This window comes from Bacillus sp. MD-5, assembly GCF_002201875.1.
Taxonomy (GTDB): domain Bacteria; phylum Bacillota; class Bacilli; order Bacillales; family Bacillaceae; genus Bacillus; species Bacillus stercoris.
In genome coordinates, this window is sequence record NZ_CP021911.1 from 279,370 (window position 1) to 295,714 (window position 16,345).

General features: G+C 47.0%; 19 protein-coding genes. 16 read left to right on the top strand and 3 right to left on the bottom strand.

Translation table 11 applies throughout. From position 1 onward, the window contains the following. The first annotated feature begins 41 nt into the window (after nucleotides 1–41). From CDO84_RS01255 to sipU, 5 genes are all read left to right on the top strand, one after another. Nucleotides 42–1,478: a PTS mannitol transporter subunit IIBC gene (locus CDO84_RS01255; RefSeq protein ID WP_040084161.1), complete on the top strand. Its 1,437-nt coding sequence runs from the start codon at nucleotides 42–44 to the stop codon at nucleotides 1,476–1,478. 24 nt (nucleotides 1,479–1,502) lie between these two features. Then, nucleotides 1,503–1,934 (top strand): PTS mannitol transporter subunit IIA, encoded by a 432-nt coding sequence (locus tag CDO84_RS01260; protein WP_040084159.1) that lies wholly within the window; start codon nucleotides 1,503–1,505, stop codon nucleotides 1,932–1,934. 1 nt (nucleotide 1,935) lies between these two features. Further along, complete coding sequence (locus CDO84_RS01265; protein WP_040084158.1) at nucleotides 1,936–3,057, top strand: mannitol-1-phosphate 5-dehydrogenase; 1,122 nt, start codon at nucleotides 1,936–1,938, stop codon at nucleotides 3,055–3,057. A gap of 93 nt (nucleotides 3,058–3,150) precedes the next feature. Beyond that, complete coding sequence (locus tag CDO84_RS01270; protein ID WP_082033069.1) at nucleotides 3,151–4,215, top strand: tartrate dehydrogenase; 1,065 nt, start codon at nucleotides 3,151–3,153, stop codon at nucleotides 4,213–4,215. A 133-nt stretch (nucleotides 4,216–4,348) separates the two neighbouring features. Continuing rightward, a complete protein-coding gene (sipU, locus tag CDO84_RS01275) occupies nucleotides 4,349–4,912 on the top strand; it encodes a signal peptidase I sipU (protein WP_040084157.1) in 564 nt (187 codons plus the stop codon). A gap of 61 nt (nucleotides 4,913–4,973) precedes the next feature. On the opposite strand, the gene CDO84_RS01280 is transcribed toward sipU, so the two are convergent. Then, nucleotides 4,974–5,582 carry a dienelactone hydrolase family protein gene (locus CDO84_RS01280; RefSeq protein ID WP_040084156.1) on the bottom strand — a complete coding sequence of 203 codons (609 nt, stop codon included), beginning with the start codon at nucleotides 5,580–5,582 and terminating at the stop codon, nucleotides 4,974–4,976. Between the two features lie 85 nt (nucleotides 5,583–5,667). Here CDO84_RS01280 and CDO84_RS01285 point away from each other — a divergent pair, with 85 nt between their 5' ends. Next, nucleotides 5,668–6,060: a 3-hydroxyacyl-ACP dehydratase FabZ family protein gene (locus CDO84_RS01285; RefSeq protein ID WP_014662795.1), complete on the top strand. Its 393-nt coding sequence runs from the start codon at nucleotides 5,668–5,670 to the stop codon at nucleotides 6,058–6,060. A gap of 32 nt (nucleotides 6,061–6,092) precedes the next feature. On the opposite strand, the gene CDO84_RS01290 is transcribed toward CDO84_RS01285, so the two are convergent. After that, nucleotides 6,093–6,257: a hypothetical protein gene (locus CDO84_RS01290; protein ID WP_052438188.1), complete on the bottom strand. Its 165-nt coding sequence runs from the start codon at nucleotides 6,255–6,257 to the stop codon at nucleotides 6,093–6,095. 132 nt (nucleotides 6,258–6,389) lie between these two features. On the opposite strand from CDO84_RS01290, the gene CDO84_RS01295 reads away from it, so the two are divergent. The 9 genes from CDO84_RS01295 to CDO84_RS01335 all read left to right on the top strand — a co-directional run bounded on the left by CDO84_RS01295 (nucleotide 6,390) and on the right by CDO84_RS01335 (nucleotide 13,808). Further along, nucleotides 6,390–7,139 carry a Cof-type HAD-IIB family hydrolase gene (locus CDO84_RS01295; protein ID WP_040084155.1) on the top strand — a complete coding sequence of 250 codons (750 nt, stop codon included), beginning with the start codon at nucleotides 6,390–6,392 and terminating at the stop codon, nucleotides 7,137–7,139. 201 nt (nucleotides 7,140–7,340) lie between these two features. Beyond that, entirely contained in the window at nucleotides 7,341–8,114 is a 774-nt protein-coding gene (pxpA, locus tag CDO84_RS01300) for a 5-oxoprolinase subunit PpxA (RefSeq protein ID WP_014662798.1), read from the top strand. 14 nt (nucleotides 8,115–8,128) lie between these two features. Next, nucleotides 8,129–9,343: an NRAMP family divalent metal transporter gene (locus CDO84_RS01305; protein WP_014662799.1), complete on the top strand. Its 1,215-nt coding sequence runs from the start codon at nucleotides 8,129–8,131 to the stop codon at nucleotides 9,341–9,343. A gap of 23 nt (nucleotides 9,344–9,366) precedes the next feature. After that, nucleotides 9,367–10,140 (top strand): putative hydro-lyase, encoded by a 774-nt coding sequence (locus tag CDO84_RS01310; RefSeq protein ID WP_080478305.1) that lies wholly within the window; start codon nucleotides 9,367–9,369, stop codon nucleotides 10,138–10,140. Between the two features lie 44 nt (nucleotides 10,141–10,184). After that, the gene (pxpB, locus tag CDO84_RS01315) at nucleotides 10,185–10,907 is read left to right on the top strand and encodes a 5-oxoprolinase subunit PxpB (RefSeq protein WP_040084154.1); all 723 of its coding nucleotides are present in this window, start codon (nucleotides 10,185–10,187) and stop codon (nucleotides 10,905–10,907) included. 2 nt (nucleotides 10,908–10,909) lie between these two features. Then, a complete protein-coding gene (gene pxpC, locus CDO84_RS01320; protein WP_082033075.1) occupies nucleotides 10,910–11,917 on the top strand; it encodes a 5-oxoprolinase subunit PxpC in 1,008 nt (335 codons plus the stop codon). Nucleotides 11,918–11,932: 15 nt separating this feature from the next. Beyond that, nucleotides 11,933–12,685: an IclR family transcriptional regulator gene (locus CDO84_RS01325; RefSeq protein WP_014475834.1), complete on the top strand. Its 753-nt coding sequence runs from the start codon at nucleotides 11,933–11,935 to the stop codon at nucleotides 12,683–12,685. 63 nt (nucleotides 12,686–12,748) lie between these two features. Further along, the gene (gene lipC / locus CDO84_RS01330; RefSeq protein ID WP_040084151.1) at nucleotides 12,749–13,390 is read left to right on the top strand and encodes a spore germination lipase LipC; all 642 of its coding nucleotides are present in this window, start codon (nucleotides 12,749–12,751) and stop codon (nucleotides 13,388–13,390) included. Between the two features lie 172 nt (nucleotides 13,391–13,562). Then, complete coding sequence (locus CDO84_RS01335) at nucleotides 13,563–13,808, top strand: YczI family protein (RefSeq protein ID WP_014662805.1); 246 nt, start codon at nucleotides 13,563–13,565, stop codon at nucleotides 13,806–13,808. Nucleotides 13,809–13,813: 5 nt separating this feature from the next. On the opposite strand, the gene CDO84_RS01340 is transcribed toward CDO84_RS01335, so the two are convergent. Beyond that, the gene (locus CDO84_RS01340; protein ID WP_014662806.1) at nucleotides 13,814–14,101 is read right to left on the bottom strand and encodes an antibiotic biosynthesis monooxygenase family protein; all 288 of its coding nucleotides are present in this window, start codon (nucleotides 14,099–14,101) and stop codon (nucleotides 13,814–13,816) included. Between the two features lie 150 nt (nucleotides 14,102–14,251). Between CDO84_RS01340 and pbpC the strand changes: the two genes are divergently transcribed. After that, complete coding sequence (pbpC, locus tag CDO84_RS01345; protein WP_052438187.1) at nucleotides 14,252–16,258, top strand: penicillin-binding protein 3; 2,007 nt, start codon at nucleotides 14,252–14,254, stop codon at nucleotides 16,256–16,258. Nucleotides 16,259–16,345: the final 87 nt, after the last annotated feature.

A 16,345-nucleotide genomic window follows, 5' to 3' on the forward strand; every position in this document is an offset into this window, starting at 1 on the left:
TTGTATCTTATAGCGACAAACAAAACAGGGAGGGTTTATATATGCAGCAGCAAGAACAGCAGCAAGGCGGCATGAAAGTGAAAGTGCAGCGCTTTGGGAGTTATTTGAGCGGAATGATCATGCCGAACATCGGCGCGTTTATCGCGTGGGGCATCATTACCGCGTTGTTTATTCCGGCAGGATGGTTTCCAAATGAACAGCTGAATACGCTTGTCAGCCCGATGATCACGTATTTACTGCCGCTTTTGATAGCGTATACAGGCGGAAAAATGATTTACGACCACCGCGGCGGAGTCGTCGGGGCGACAGCGGCAATCGGGGTGATTGTCGGGTCAGATATTCCAATGTTTCTAGGCGCAATGATTATGGGGCCGCTTGGCGGATACCTCATTAAACAAACTGATAAATTGTTCAAGGATAAAGTCAGACAAGGCTTTGAAATGCTGATCAACAACTTTACAGCAGGGATTGTCGGCGCGGCTTTAACGATTCTCGCGTTTTACGCCATCGGCCCGGTTGTCCTGACACTAAACAAATTGCTGGCGGCTGGTGTGGAAGTTATTGTACACGCGAATTTACTGCCGGTAGCCAGTGTTTTTGTAGAACCGGCGAAAGTGTTGTTCCTCAACAACGCCATTAACCATGGAATCTTAAGCCCGATCGGAATCGAGCAAGCATCTCAAACAGGAAAATCCATTTTGTTTTTAGTGGAAGCAAACCCTGGACCGGGGCTCGGCATTTTGCTGGCGTACATGTTCTTCGGTAAGGGATCTTCAAAATCAACGGCTCCCGGTGCGGCGATCATCCATTTCTTCGGCGGGATTCACGAGATTTATTTCCCGTACATTTTGATGAAACCGGCCCTGATTCTCGCAGCCATTGCCGGCGGAGCAAGCGGACTTTTAACGTTCACGATCTTTAATGCCGGACTTGTCGCAGCGGCGTCACCGGGAAGCATTATCGCATTGATGGCGATGACGCCAAGAGGAGGCTATTTCGGCGTATTGGCGGGTGTATTGGTCGCTGCAGCTGTATCGTTCATCGTATCAGCAGTGATCCTGAAATCCTCAAAAGCAAGTGAAGAAGACCTGGCTGCCGCAACAGAAAAAATGCAGTCCATGAAGGGGAAGAAAAGCCAAGCAGCCGCTGCTTTAGAGGCGGAACAAACCAAAGCGGAGGAAGCGTCTGAGCTGTCTCCTGAAAGCGTAAACAAAATTATCTTTGCGTGTGATGCGGGAATGGGATCAAGTGCCATGGGGGCATCCATCTTAAGAAACAAAGTGAAAAAAGCAGAGCTTGACATCAGTGTGACCAACACGGCCATTAACAATCTGCCAAGCGATGCGGATATTGTCATCACCCACAAAGATTTAACAGATCGCGCGAAAGCAAAGCTGCCGAACGCGACACACATATCAGTGGATAACTTCTTAAACAGCCCGAAATACGATGAGCTGATTGAAAAGCTGAAAAAGTAATCTTATAGAAAGAGAGTGATACTCATGCAAGTACTCGCAAAGGAAAATATTAAACTCAATCAAACGGTATCATCAAAAGAAGAGGCCATCAAATTGGCAGGCCAGACGCTGATTGACAACGGCTATGTGACAGAGGATTACATTAGCAAAATGTTTGAACGTGAAGAAACGTCTTCTACGTTTATGGGGAATTTCATTGCCATTCCACACGGCACAGAAGAAGCGAAAAGCGAGGTGCTTCACTCTGGAATCTCAATCATTCAGATTCCAGACGGTGTTGAGTACGGAGAAGGCAACACGGCAAAAGTGATATTCGGCATTGCGGGTAAAAATAATGAGCATTTAGACATTTTGTCTAACATCGCCATTATCTGCTCAGAAGAAGAAAACATTGAACGCCTGATCTCCGCTAAAAGTGAAGAAGATTTGATCGCCATTTTCAACGAGGTGAACTGACATGATCGCTTTACATTTCGGTGCGGGAAATATCGGGAGAGGGTTTATCGGCGCGCTGCTTCACCACTCTGGCTATGATGTGGTGTTTGCGGATGTAAACGACACGATGGTCAGCCTCCTCAATGAAAAAAAAGAATACACAGTCGAACTGGCAGAAGAAGGACGTTCATCAGAGGTCATTGGCCCGGTCAGCGCGATTAACAGCGGCAGCCAGCCGGAGGAGCTGTACCGGCTGATTAATGAGGCTTCGCTCATCACAACAGCTGTCGGCCCGAATGTGCTGAAGCTGATTGCTCCATCTATCGCAGAAGGTTTAAGACAGAGAAACGCTGCCAACACACTGAATATCATTGCGTGCGAAAATATGATTGGCGGAAGCAGCTTCTTAAAGAAAGAGATATACAGCCATTTAACGGAAGCAGAGCAGGAATCCGTCAGTGAAACGGTAGGTTTCCCGAATTCTGCCGTTGACCGGATCGTGCCGATTCAGCATCATGAAGACCCGCTGAAAGTATCGGTTGAACCATTTTTCGAATGGGTCATTGATGAATCAGGCTTTAAAGGGAAAACACCAGTCATAAACGGCGCGCTGTTTGTTGATGATTTAACGCCGTACATCGAACGGAAGCTGTTTACGGTCAATACCGGACACGCGGTGACAGCGTATGTCGGCTATCAGCGCGGATTGAAAACAGTCAAAGAAGCAATTGATCATCCGGAAATCCGCCGTGTCGTTCATTCGGCGCTGCTTGAAACTGGTGACTATCTCGTTAAATCGTATGGCTTTAAGCAAACTGAACACGAACAATATATCAAAAAAATCATCGGGCGCTTTGAAAATCCTTTCATTTCGGACGATGTGACCCGCGTAGCGAGATCGCCTCTCAGAAAATTGGGAGAGAATGATAGACTCGTAGGCCCGGCAAAGAAAATAAAAGAGCCGAACGCACTGGCGGAAGGAATTGCCGCAGCCCTGCGCTTCGATTTCACCGGTGACCCTGAAGCGGTTGAACTGCAGGCGCTGATCGAAGAAAAAGGATACAGCGGCGTACTGCAAGAGGTGTGCGGCATTCAGTCCCACGAACCGCTGCACGCCATTGTTTTAAAGAAACTCAATCAATAACCAACCACCACCCGTGACACAACGTCACGGGCTTTTTTTACAATCTCGCTATCTAGTATAATAGAAAACGCTTACGATAACAGGGGGAGGAGAATGACGATGAAACAATTCGAGATTGCGGCAATACCGGGAGACGGAGTAGGAAAAGAGGTTGTAGCGGCTGCTGAAAAAGTGCTTCATACAGCGGCTGAGGTGCACGGGGGTTTGTCATTCTCATTCACGGCTTTTCCATGGAGCTGTGATTATTACTTGGAGCACGGCAAAATGATGCCCGAAGATGGAATACATACGCTTACTCAATTTGAAGCCATTTTCTTGGGAGCCGTCGGAAATCCGAAGCTGGTTCCCGATCATATTTCGTTATGGGGGCTGCTGCTGAAAATACGGAGGGAGCTTGAGCTTTCCATTAATATGAGGCCAGCCAAACAAATGGCGGGCATTACGTCGCCGCTTTTGCATCCAAATGATTTTGACCTTGTGGTGATTCGCGAGAACAGTGAGGGTGAATACAGTGAAGTCGGCGGGCGCATTCACAGAGGCGATGATGAAATCGCCATCCAGAATGCCGTGTTTACGAGAAAAGCGACAGAACGTGTCATGCGCTTTGCCTTCGAATTGGCGAAAAAACGGCGCGGCCATGTGACAAGTGCGACAAAGTCTAACGGCATTTATCACGCGATGCCGTTTTGGGATGAAGTCTTTCAGCAGACGGCCGCTGAGTATAGCGGAATTGAAACGTCATCCCAGCATATTGATGCGCTGGCCGCTTTTTTTGTGACGCGTCCGGAAACGTTTGATGTTATTGTGGCGAGTAACTTGTTCGGTGATATTTTAACCGACATCAGCTCGAGCCTGATGGGAAGCATCGGCATTGCGCCTTCTGCGAACATCAATCCATCCGGCAAATATCCATCCATGTTTGAACCGGTTCACGGCTCAGCTCCTGACATTGCCGGACAGGGCCTTGCCAATCCAATCGGCCAGATTTGGACAGCGAAGCTGATGCTGGACCACTTCGAGGAGGAAGAACTGGGGGCGAAAATTCTGGATGTAATGGAGCAAGTAACTGCCGACGGCATCAAAACACGCGACATTGGGGGGCAAAGCACAATGGCTGAGGTCACTGATGAAATCTGTGCGCGTTTAAGAAAGCTCTGATGAAACAGGCCGGGGAAGTTGGCTGCCCCGGCCTGTCCATTTCCTTACGAAAATTTCCCCAAAAGTCTAACCAAGCTGATCCAAATGCTGTATAATAATTTGGAATTCTTAGGAAAGCACTGGGTGAAGGAAGTTGAATGCAAAAACAATCACGTTAAAGAAAAAAATAAAAATCGAATGGATCGTTGTACTCAGTATCGTTATGATTGCAGCTCTCATTTTTACGATCAGATTGGTGTTTTACAAGCCCTTTCTCGTTGAAGGCTCATCGATGGCCCCAACGCTTAAAGATTCAGAAAGAATTCTGGTTGACAAAGCAGTCAAATGGACTGGCGGGTTTCATAGAGGCGACATCATAGTCATTCATGACAAAATGAGCGGCCGCTCTTTTGTCAAACGTTTAATCGGTTTGCCTGGTGACAGCATCAAAATGAAGAATGATCAGCTATACATAAATGATAAAAAGGTGGAAGAACCGTACTTAAAGGAACAGAAACAAGAGGTCGAAAAGTCGGGTGGAACCTTAACAGGCGACTTCGAAGTTGAGGTGCCTTCCGGTAAATATTTTGTAATGGGAGATAACCGTCTCAATTCACTAGATAGCAGAAATGGAATGGGCATGCCTTCTGAGGAAGATATCATCGGTACTGAATCTCTCGTCTTTTATCCATTCGGTGAGATGAGACAGGCAAAATAAAACGCAATGCAAAAAGTACATGGAACGTATGACGGCACTGATAAAAAAGCGCCGTGCACGTTTAAAAAAATGATGATGAAGCAGGGCGGAGACGTTTTTCCGCCCCGTTTTTTATGATGGAAAGCGTTTTGAAGAAAAGGGCCCTGTCGAAATAAACAGAATCAGGATTGGCGAAGCCGTGAAGCGCATCAAATTGATAAATCTTCAGATGGGCATGCTGTTTCTCCTGAAGTTTTTTGATCAGAAGCGCCACGTCAAACGATGGCTCATAAGAAGGGAAAAACAATAGGACCGGGCAGGCTGGCACGTGGTGAAGAGAATCACGTATCCGGGAACCGTAATAACAAACAGTTCCGCTTACCTCGGGCATACTGCTGCATTTCCATGCGATGGTAGCCCCTACGCTGAATCCAATCACAAAGATGTGCCGTCCGGCATTTTGCCTGATCACATTCTGGATGATGGTTTCTCCCGTTTTCAGCCGTTCATGTTTTGTAAATTGTTCGTATGCCGTTTTTTCCTCTAGCAGTGTGTAGACTTCTTCCGGTTCGAGCAAGTTGGGCGTCAGCACGTCATATCCAGCCATGTTGATCAGCCGGGCCATCTTTTTCATATGGCTGTTTACACCGTATATTTCGTGGACAAGAATGACAAGCGGTTTTGGGGACATAACGGCCTCCTTTTGTGTTTTTTCCATTATATCCTATCGTTACGCTTTAGGCTGATATATAATGGTCAAAAAAAGGAGATATACAATGAACCCATTATCTTTGCCTCACCGCTACCCGTTTTTATTTATTGATGGCGTGACGGATAGCGAGCCCGGCAAACACGCGGCAGCTTATAAACGAATTAGTGAGAATGACTGGTTTATCACTGATGCCCAAACAGAAATGCCGTTTTCACTTGTGATTGAAGCGCTAGCGCAAACCGCTGCTTTTACAGGAATTACAGATGAGAACAGCTTGGGGTTATTGTCTTCGGTGAAGAAAGCAGAAAAGCTGGGAGCGGCTGTGCCTGGTGACCGGCTTGATCTTACGTTTGAAGTCACGCGCAATCGGCGCGGATTTGTGTTCGGACATGCCAAGGCGTCAGTAGGGGAGCAGCCTGTTGCTGAAGCTGAAATCGGCATCTATATTGAAAAATGAAAAAAACCCTTCACAACATTTTGTGAGGGGTTCTATTTTGTGTCGTAATCCCGTTCGCTTTGAGAGTCATCTCTTTGCTGGCGTTTGTGTTTTTCATCATTCATATTTTCCTTCAGCTCTTCATTAGGAATTGGATCGGTTAAGTCGTTGTGCTCGGGATTTTCATTTGGTTTGTTTTGCTGTTTTCTTTCTGCCATGTTTGATCACCTCACCGTTTGTTTTCCTCTTATCAGTTCACCTCAAACATGGGAAATCGCTTTTTTGTCCCGCTGGGTATAATGTATTAGAATAGAGAGAAGCACAACAAAAAGATAAAGAGAGGTACATATATGTCTGTTCAAAGAGAAGATGTAGATATCAAGCTGATCGCAATTGATATGGATGGAACATTGCTGAACGACGAGCAGCTGATCTCGGAGGAAAACCGCAAAGCCATTCGTGAAGCGGAGGATAAAGGTGTGTATGTGGTAATCAGCACGGGCCGGACGCTGATGACGTGCCGGGAGCTGGCCGAGTCGCTGAATCTGTCATCCTTTCTAATCACGGCAAACGGCAGTGAAATCTGGGACTCGGATTTTAATTTGGTGGAACGGAAGCTGCTCCATACAGACCATATTCAAATGATGTGGGATTTGCGGAATAAACACAACACCAATTTCTGGGCTTCTACCGTGAACAAAGTATGGAGAGGCGAGTTTCCGGAAAACATTACGGATCATGAATGGCTCAAATTCGGCTTTGACATCGAGGATGACGACATCCGAAACGAAGTGCTGGAGGAGCTGAAAAAAAACAAAGAGCTCGAAATCACAAATTCAAGTCCGACAAACATTGAAGTCAACGCGCTCGGCATCAACAAAGCGGCAGCCCTTGCCAAGGTTACGGAAAAACTCGGCTTTGCGATGGAGAATGTGATGGCGATGGGCGACAGCCTCAATGACATCGCGATGATTAAAGAAGCGGGTCTGGGCGTCGCAATGGGTAATGCGCAAGACATCGTGAAAGAAACGGCTGATTGGATCACGGATACAAATATTGAGGATGGTGTCGCTAAGGCGATTCGCCATTGGGTACTATAAAAAAGAGAGTCCTAAGATGGACTCTCTTTTTGTTTGGCAGGTTTTCTTCTGGGACCATGGTAGGTTTTCTGACAAAAGTATTTCACAAACTAATATGCTTGACTTATAATGAAATAAAGTTCAAAAATTCGGAATAGTCGTTCCGAATTTCGGGACAATAAATACATAAAGCATATCGTTTGCTTTGGCAGGAGGGATTCTGTGTTTCAAATTGATTTAAACTGTGATTTAGGAGAAAGCTTCGGAGCCTACAAGATAGGCCTTGACCAAGATATTTTAGAGTATGTGACATCAGCGAATATCGCATGCGGATTTCATGCTGGAGATCCTAGTGTGATGCGAAAAACCGTCACGCTTGCAGCAGAAAGAGGTGTGAAAATCGGCGCGCATCCGGGCTTGCCGGATTTACTCGGTTTTGGGCGCCGCAATATGGCGATTTCACCTGAGGAAGCGTATGATCTTGTCATTTATCAAATTGGCGCGCTCTCTGGCTTTCTAAAAGCAGAGGGACTTCACATGCAGCACGTCAAGCCGCATGGCGCTTTATACAATATGGCGGCAGTCGATCAAAAACTGTCGGATGCGATCGCGAAAGCTGTCTATAAGGTTGATCCCGGCCTGATTCTTTTCGGTCTTGCTGAGAGCGAGCTTGTAAAAGCGGGAGAACGGATCGGACTTCAGACCGCAAATGAAGTGTTCGCCGACAGAACATACCAATCGGACGGCACGCTGACACCGCGCTCCCAACCGGACGCACTCATTGAAAGTGATGATGCCGCCGTCACCCAGGTCATCAAAATGGTGAAAGAAGGGGCGGTCAAATCTCAGCAAGGACATGATGTGTCATTAAAAGCAGATACAGTCTGTATTCATGGAGATGGAGCCCATGCGCTGACATTTGCCCGAAAAATCAGAAAAGAGCTTAAGGCGGCAGGAATTGAAGTGACAGCTATTTCAGAACAGAAGTCGACATAAAGGAGGAACAATAGATGGAGCAGGAGAAAAAAACAGCAGGAAAAAAAGCGGGCAGCTGGTCATTGCTGATGGGCGCCGCCTTTTTAATGGCAACCTCAGCAATCGGACCGGGTTTCCTCACCCAAACTGCAACTTTCACAAACACACTCGCGGCAAGCTTCGGTTTTGTCATCTTAATCTCTATTATTTTAGATATTTTTGCCCAAACCAATGTGTGGCGCATCATCGCAGTTTCTGGAAAACGCGGTCAGGAAATTGCGAATATGGTGCTTCCGGGACTGGGGTATTTCATCGCCATTCTCGTCGTACTTGGCGGGCTTGCCTTTAATATTGGGAATATCGGAGGTGCCGGGCTGGGGCTTCAGGTGCTGTTCGGCATTAAACCGGAAACAGGCGCATTGATCAGCGCTGTTATCGCCATTTTGATTTTTGTCATTAAAGAAGCGGGAAAAGCGATGGACCGTTTTACGCAAATCGCGGGCTTTGCCATGATCATCCTAACGCTGTATGTCGCAATCACGTCTGCACCGCCAGTCGGACATGCTGTGGCGAACACGTTTGCCCCTGAACACATCAGTATTTTTGCTATTGTTACACTGGTGGGCGGAACTGTCGGCGGATATATCACATTTGCCGGGGGACACCGTTTGCTGGATGCAGGCATTAAAGGGAAGGAATCCATTCCCCAAGTAACAAAAAGCTCGGTTGTCGGCATTTTAATTACCTCTGTCATGCGGATCGCTCTTTTCCTTGCGGTGCTTGGCGTTGTTTCAAAAGGCCTGCATATCGATGAAAGCAACCCTGCGGCTTCAGTCTTCAAGCTTGCTGCTGGAAATGTCGGTTATAAAATTTTCGGATTGATTATGTGGTCTGCGGCCATTACATCTGTGATTGGAGCAGCTTATACATCTGTTTCGTTTTTCAAAACCTTTTCTCCAAAAATTGAAAAGAATTCACGCGGCATTATTATCGGATTTATTGTGATTTCTACGTTAGCTTTTGTCACAATCGGACAGCCTGCGAAGATCCTCGTCCTTGTCGGATCGCTGAACGGCTTGATTTTGCCGATTGCACTCGGAACGCTGCTTGTTGCCGCCTACAAGAAAAACATTGTTGGTGATTATAAGCATCCGCTATGGCTGACAAGCACAGGCGCGCTTGTAGTGATTGTAATGGCAGTTATGGGAATTTACACGTTATGTACACAACTTCCTCAATTGTGGAGCTGATATAAGTGGAGCAATTAAACAAAATGGCGCCAAAAGATGTACGCGCCCTGATAAGAGAGGGAAAAATAAACGGGCCGACCGCAGGCATGTCCGGCGGCTATGCCCAAGCGAATCTTGTGGTTTTGAAGAAAGATCTTGCTTTTGATTTCCTGCTGTTTTGCCAGCGAAATCAAAAGCCCTGCCCTGTGCTCGATGTGACTGAAACGGGTTCGCCTGTGCCGTCTCTGGCTGCGCCGGATGCTGATATCAGAACGGACTTTCCGAAATACCGTATTTACAGGCACGGTATCTTAACGGAAGAAGTATCTGATATTACGCCATACTGGGAGGACGATTTTGTCGGCTTTCTGATCGGATGCAGCTTCTCCTTTGAACAGGCACTGATCAACAATGGGATAGCGGTCCGGCATATTGATGAGGGGACAAATGTCCCGATGTATCAAACGAATATCGATTGTGTTCCGGCGGGGGCGTTTCACGGACGGATGGTTGTCAGCATGAGACCGGTTCCTGAACGGCTGGCTGTACGTGCCGCACAAGTGACCTCGCGTTTTCCGGCTGTGCACGGAGGGCCGATCCATATCGGCAATCCGGGAGCAATCGGCATTCGCAATCTGGACAAACCGGATTTCGGAGATGCCGTTTCCATTCGTGAAGGCGAGGTTCCTGTTTTTTGGGCATGCGGAGTGACACCGCAAGCCGTGGCTATGAATGTAAAACCTGAAATGGTCATCACACATGCGCCGGGGCATATGCTCATCACAGATATTCGAGACGAGTCGCTTGCGGTGCTGTAACCTCTCGTCATCCTGATGAACGAGAATTAAAAGAGGTGAGAAAGATGACTGTACGATATCAAATCGAACAGCTCGGTGATTCTGCAATGATGATCCGATTCGGAGAAGAAATCAACGAACAGGTCAACGGCATTGTCCATGCCGCGGCCGCTTATATAGAAGAACAGCCATTTCCGGGATTCATTGAATGTATCCCGGCTTTTACAAGTCTAACCGTATTTTATGATATGTATGAAGTGTACAAGCATTTGCCTCGGGGTATAAGCTCACCTTTTGAGAAGGTAAAGCGCGATGTCGAAGAGCGGCTGGTAGAAATAGCTGAAGATTATGAGGTCAACCGCCGTATTGTGGAAATTCCCGTCTGCTATGGCGGTGAATTCGGGCCTGATTTAGAAGAGGTGGCGAAGATCAATCAGCTGTCACCGGAGGAAGTGATCCACATTCATACAAGCGGTGAATATGTGGTGTATATGCTCGGATTCGCGCCTGGTTTTCCTTTTCTAGGCGGGATGTCAAAACGCATTGCAGCTCCGCGAAAATCATCGCCAAGACCGTCGATTCCCGCAGGTTCGGTCGGTATTGCGGGATTGCAGACAGGTGTTTATCCGATTTCAACGCCGGGCGGCTGGCAGCTGATCGGCAAAACGCCGCTGGCGCTTTTCCGGCCGCAGGAAAATCCGCCGACATTGCTGCGGGCGGGAGATACTGTGAAATTCGTTCGCATCTCAGAAGAAGACTATCACGCCTATAAGGAGGAGTCCAATTGAGCATGAAAGTATTAAAGCCCGGACTGCTCACAACGGTTCAGGATATAGGCAGAACGGGTTACCAAAAATACGGCGTTCTGGCCAGCGGCGCCATGGACACGGTTTCGCTGCGCATTGCCAATTTGCTGATCGGAAACGGCGAAAATGAAGCAGGTCTCGAAATAACGATGATGGGGCCGGGTCCGTCGTTTCATTTTGCAAAAACGACGCTGATTGCGGTGACAGGGGCGGACTTCACGCTGCGTATTAATGACGAGGAAGCGCCTTTATGGAAGCCTGTGCTCGTCAAGGAAAACAGCACGGTCAGCTTTGGCCCCTGCAAGCTCGGCAGCCGTGCTTATGTAGCCGCAGCCGGCGGCATCAATGTGCCTGCCGTTATGGAAAGTAAAAGCACATACGTCAGAGCAGGCATCGGCGGACTTCATGGCAGAGCGCTTCAAAAAGAAGATGAACTGTCTATTGGAGAGATGTCAGCTCTTTCGCAAACCATCCTTTCCCGTTTAAGTCCGCAGCTTGAAAAACAGGGATTTGCAGCACCGAAGTGGTCGGTCAGCCGCAGCAGATTTCTGCCGCTGAAGAAGAATCCCATCATTCGGGTGCTGGAAGGAAAGCAATTCGCCTTTTTCACAGAAGAATCAAAAACGCGTTTTTATCAAGAAACATTTCGTGTCACGCCGCAATCCGACCGTATGGGCTACAGGCTCAAAGGAGAGCCGCTCGAACTGAAAGCCTCGCTTGAGATGGTGTCAGAAGCGGTTTCGTTTGGAACAGTTCAGGTGCCGCCTGACGGCAACCCGATTATCCTGCTTGCAGACCGGCAGACGACTGGCGGCTATCCGAGGATCGCGCACATCATATCCGCCGATCTTCCGATTGTTTCCCAAATCATGCCGGGCGAGCACGTCCAGTTTGAGCCTGTGTCCCTTCAGGAAGCAGAAGCGCTTGCGGTAGAACGGGAACAGCATATAAAAGAACTGAAAACGAGAATGAAGATGGAATGGCTGACATAGCAAAGGGGATGAAGGATGCAGAATAAAAATAAAACCGTAGTCAAATCTATGGCGCTGCTTAATTTGTTTTTGCATAAACCAAGCCTGACCTTAAGTGAACTGGTGGCGCTGACAGGAATGCCGAAGACCTCTGTTCACCGGATGGTCAGCTCCTTGGAGGAAATGGGGTTCCTCAGTCGGGATGCGTCCGGCGCTTATTCGCTGGGGTTGGTGTTTTTGGAATTCGGACAGCTTGTCGCTGACAGGCTGGATATCAGAAAAATAGCGAAACCCGTGATGGAAGAGCTGTGCCGGGAAGTGGACGAGGCCGTGCAGTTGATCATGAGGGACGGCAATGAAGCGATATACGTTGAGAAAATAGAAGGAACACAGACTGTACGGCTGTATACGGCAATCGGCAGGCGTTCCCCACTGTATGCGGGAGCGTGCGCCAGAAGCATTCTGTCCTTTCTTCCCCGTGAAGAAATCGAAGCATACATCAAACAAACCGAACTCATTTCAATTGGCTCCGGAACGATTACCGATCCCGAAAAACTGCTTCAGGAGATTGATGCCTCTGTTCAAAATGGCTATACTGTCAGCTATTCAGAGCTCGAAAACTATACGGCGGCGATCGGCGCCCCGATTTTTAACCATAAGCGCCAGGTGGCAGCCGGCATTAGCATCGCAGGCTTTGAAGCGAGATTTACAGAAGACAGGCTGCCCTATTTAACAGAAAAGGTGAAGGACGCCGCTTTACAGATTTCAAGAAAAATAGGATATACATAAGTAGCCAATCTTTACTCTGCTGCGTACATTAACGTATCGACGTTCAGGAGTGGAGGAAAGAACATGGTGCTTCGATATACAGCTCTGGGCGATTCCTTGACGACAGGGAGAGGCTCCGGGCTGTTTTCACCCGGCTTCGTCCATCGTTTTGGAGACATGATGTCAGCTGACTTGAAAACAAAAACGGCAATAGCCCTATTTGCCAGATCAGGCCTGAATACAGAGGAGATTTTGGGACTCCTGTCATATTCCTATGTGCAAAAATGCATTCGAGATGCTGATATGATAACGATCACAGGCTGCGGAAACGATCTTATCGATTCGGTCTTAGCCTACCAAACCTCTAAGGATGAAACAATTTTCAGCCGTGTATCCGCCCATTGCCATGAGAATTTTGAAAAGATGATTGCCAAGATCGCCGAGATCAAAGGAGAAAACCCTTCCCCGTACGCCATCCGTGTGTTCAACTTATACAACCCGTTTCCCAGCATTGAAATCGCCGGCAAATGGATCACATCCTTCAATTCACATTTAGCAACACTTGCATCAGCACCCCATGTCAAAATCGCGGATGCCTACAGCATCTTCAAAGGCAAGGAGCAGGAATACCTGTCCCTTGACGGTGTCCATCCGAACAGCAAAGGCTATCAAGCGATGGCTGAAGCCGTTCACAAGTTAGGCTATAAAGAATTGTCAGTTTCATAGAAAACGCGCCTCATGACAGGCGCGTTTTTTATGTGTGATCGAAATATTAAAAGAAACTTAAAATTCCCTTTCTTCTGTTCTACATCCCCAAAAAGTGCGCTAGAATAATGGAGGGCGTAGGCAAATATAGCCATAACGTTCAATATTTCGTATATAAGGAAGGATGGTCCTTTTGTTTCGCATTGTTAAAATGTCCTTTGCGGTTATCATTATTTTATTGGCGCTTATTGCTTTTAAATATACGGAACACACCTCTGTTATCCAATCGGTTATGCTTGTTTTCCTTGGTGCAGTCATGTTTATGCAGGGGCTTGAAGAACGCAAAAAAGAAAATGACGGCTCAGGCGCTTTTAATATTTATACCGCCGTTTTTGTATGGTCTGTCTCCCTTATCGGTTTTACACTTCATATTATATAAATCTATTACACATCCTGAAAATGCTCGACCGTCGGGAACGGGGTATAGAACCGATGAAGCAAGGCTTTCCACTCTTGATACTCTGAAGAACCGCGAAAGCCTTCCGTATGGTCCTCAAGTGTTTCCCACTCCACAAGAAGCAGATATTTATGCGTTTCCTCCATGCATTTTGATAACGAGTGAGTGATATAGCCCTTCATGCCGGAAATGATCGGCGCCGCTTGCCGGAACGCCGCCTCAAACTCTTGTTCAAGCCCTTCTTTAATGTGAAGCATTGCTGCCTCTCTGACCATGCTATCCCTTCTTTCTGTCTTTTCAAATAGTCTACAGCAAACGATAGGAGATTTCTGCAAAATCGGTGAACTTTTCCTTCATTTTCAAAAAAATCTTGCACGCACCAATTCAATTAAGAGAAAATAACAAGTGGAAGGCAGGGGAAAGTCATGTTAAAAAAGTGTATTCTACTAGTATTTCTATGCGTCGGGTTGATTGGATTGATCGGATGCTCCAAAACAGATTCACCAGAGGATCGCATGGAAGCATTCGTGAAACAGTGGAACGATCAGCAATTCGATGACATGTATCAAAGCCTGACTAAAGATGTCAAAAAAGAAATCTCCAAAAAAGATTTCGTCAACAGGTATAAAGCCATCTATGAGCAGGCCGGCGTAAAAAATTTGAAAGTCACTGTGGGAGAAGTAGATAAGGACGATCAAGACAACAAGACGATGAAACATATCCCGTATAAAGTCAGCATGAACACAAATGCCGGCAAAGTCAGCTTCAAAAATACTGCTGTGCTGAAATTAGAAAAAACAGATGACGAGGAGTCATGGAATATAGATTGGGACCCATCGTTTATTTTCAAACAGCTGGCTGACGACAAAACCGTGCAAATTATGAGCATTGAACCGAAACGAGGCCAAATTTACGATAAAAATGGAAAAGGCTTAGCCGTCAATACAGATGTTCCGGAAATCGGGATTGTTCCCGGAGAGCTTGGCGATAAAAAAGAGAAAGTCATAAAAGAGCTCGCCAAAAAACTTGATTTGACTGAAGACGATATCAAGAAAAAGCTGGATCAAGGCTGGGTAAAAGACGATTCGTTTGTGCCGCTCAAAAAGGTCAAGCCTGACCAGGAGAAGTTAGTTTCTGAAGCGACGTCATTACAAGGCGTAACAAGAACGAATGTCAGCTCCCGCTACTATCCGTATGGCGAAAAGACAGCCCATTTGACAGGGTATGTCCGCGCCATTACAGCGGAAGAACTAAAGAAAAAGAAAGCAGGAACGTACAGCGATACGTCTAACATCGGCATCGCCGGACTTGAAAATGTGTATGAAGACAAGCTAAGAGGCACAACTGGCTGGAAAATTTACATGCCGCAAACCGGGGAAGTCATCGCTGAAAAGAAAGCAAAGGACGGCGAGGATCTTCATCTTACAATTGATATTAAAACGCAAACGAAGCTGTACGATGAACTCAAGGATGACAGCGGGACGGCAGTCGCGCTGCAGCCGAAGACAGGCGAAACACTTGCACTTGTCAGCGCGCCTTCCTACGATCCGAACGGGTTTATTTTCGGCTGGAGCGATAAGGAATGGAAAAAGCTAAACAAAGATAAAAACAATCCGTTTTCAGCGAAATTCAATAAGACATATGCACCAGGTTCCACCATTAAACCGATTGCAGCTGCTATTGGAATCAAAAACGGCACCCTTAAAGCCGATGAAAAGAAAACAATCAAAGGTAAGGAGTGGCAAAAAGATTCGAGCTGGGGCGGCTATTCAGTGACACGCGTGTCTGAGAGACTTCAGCAAGTCGATTTGGAAAATGCCCTTATTACGTCAGACAATATTTATTTTGCCCAGAATGCGCTTGATATGGGAGCGGACACCTTCACAAAAGGCTTGAAGACATTCGGTTTTTCAGAGGACATTCCGTATGAATTCCCGATCCAGAAATCGTCTATTGCAAATGACAAGCTTGATTCAGACATTTTGCTTGCGGATACAGGCTACGGACAAGGGCAAATGCAAATGTCTCCGCTTCACTTGGCAGCTGCTTACACGCCATTTGTTGACAATGGAGACCTTGTCAAACCGACGCTGATCAAAAAAGACTCACAAACAGCTGATGTTTGGCACAAGCAAGTGGTCACCAAGGAAGGAGCGGCAGACATTACAAAAGGTCTGAAGGGCGTTGTCGAGGATGAGCGCGGATCAGCCTATCAGCCTGTCGTGAAAGGAATCACAGTGGCCGGAAAAACAGGAACAGCCGAGCTGAAAACATCCAAAGATGATAAGGATGGCGCGGAAAATGGCTGGTTTGTCGGCTACGATTACAAAAACAAAGACCTGCTTGTCGCCATGATGATCCAAAATGTGCAGGACCGCGGCGGCAGCCACTACGTCGTTGAGAAAGCGAAAAAGCAATTTCAATCGAATTAAAATGTCTTTTTAAAAGGGGCGAAAGGAAAAAGGGGATCTGAGGCCGAATGAACTAGTAAGGGGCAAAACCCGGTTTATACAAGGAAA